The organism is Vibrio zhanjiangensis, from assembly GCF_030161235.1.
GTDB classification, from domain to species: Bacteria; Pseudomonadota; Gammaproteobacteria; order Enterobacterales; family Vibrionaceae; genus Vibrio; species Vibrio zhanjiangensis.
In genome coordinates, this window is sequence record NZ_BSPW01000056.1 from 1 (window position 1) to 735 (window position 735).

The 735-nt window shown below is 43.8% G+C and carries 2 tRNA genes and 1 rRNA gene; all 3 read right to left on the minus strand.

Annotation, left to right across the window (positions count from 1 at the left end):
- Positions 1-144: ribosomal RNA gene (locus QQK21_RS13400) — 23S ribosomal RNA — on the minus strand; the annotation flags it as partial.
- A 351-nt stretch (positions 145-495) separates the two neighbouring features.
- Positions 496-571, minus strand: a tRNA-Val gene (locus QQK21_RS13405).
- A 13-nt stretch (positions 572-584) separates the two neighbouring features.
- A tRNA-Ala gene (locus QQK21_RS13410) sits at positions 585-660 on the minus strand.
- Positions 661-735 lie beyond the last annotated feature (75 nt).

The following is a 735-nucleotide window of genomic DNA, read 5'->3' on the forward strand; positions in this document are numbered from 1 at the left end:
CTGCTTATGCAGTTGGGTTTCCCCATTCGGAAATCCCAGACTCAAATGGTTTTTACTACCTAACCTGGGCTTATCGCAAGTTAATACGTCCTTCATCGCCTCTGACTGCCAAGGCATCCACCGTGTACGCTTAGTCACTTAACCATACAACCCCAAAGGGTCTTACTTAACAAAAAGTAAGGTTAAACAACCAAAGTTGTCTGCAATTATTTAAACATGATGCAGACTCGATTTTGCCGGACTCAAATATAAACAACACGCTATGGTGTTGTTTCCAAGAACACTTGAATGTGTTTATTGGTGTTTATCTTTTGATAAACATTGAGAACTTTACAAACAATCATAAAGATTGTTTTGTCAGCTTTCCAAATTGTTAAAGAGCATGTACTTCCTAAAAGGAGCCACATTGTCTAAACACTCTCGGCGTCAGAAAACCCAACCACACACGCTTTACTGCAGTGGTTTGGAGATTTGAATCCAAAAATACTTAGAGAATGGTGGGCGATACCGGGCTCGAACCAGTGACCCCCTGCTTGTAAGGCAGGTGCTCTCCCAACTGAGCTAATCGCCCATATTATCAAGAATGGTGGAGCTAAGCAGGATCGAACTGCTGACCTCCTGCGTGCAAGGCAGGCGCTCTCCCAGCTGAGCTATAGCCCCATATCTTGAGAAAATGGTGGGTCGTGCAGGATTCGAACCTGCGACCAATTGATTAAAAGTCAACTGCTCTACCAA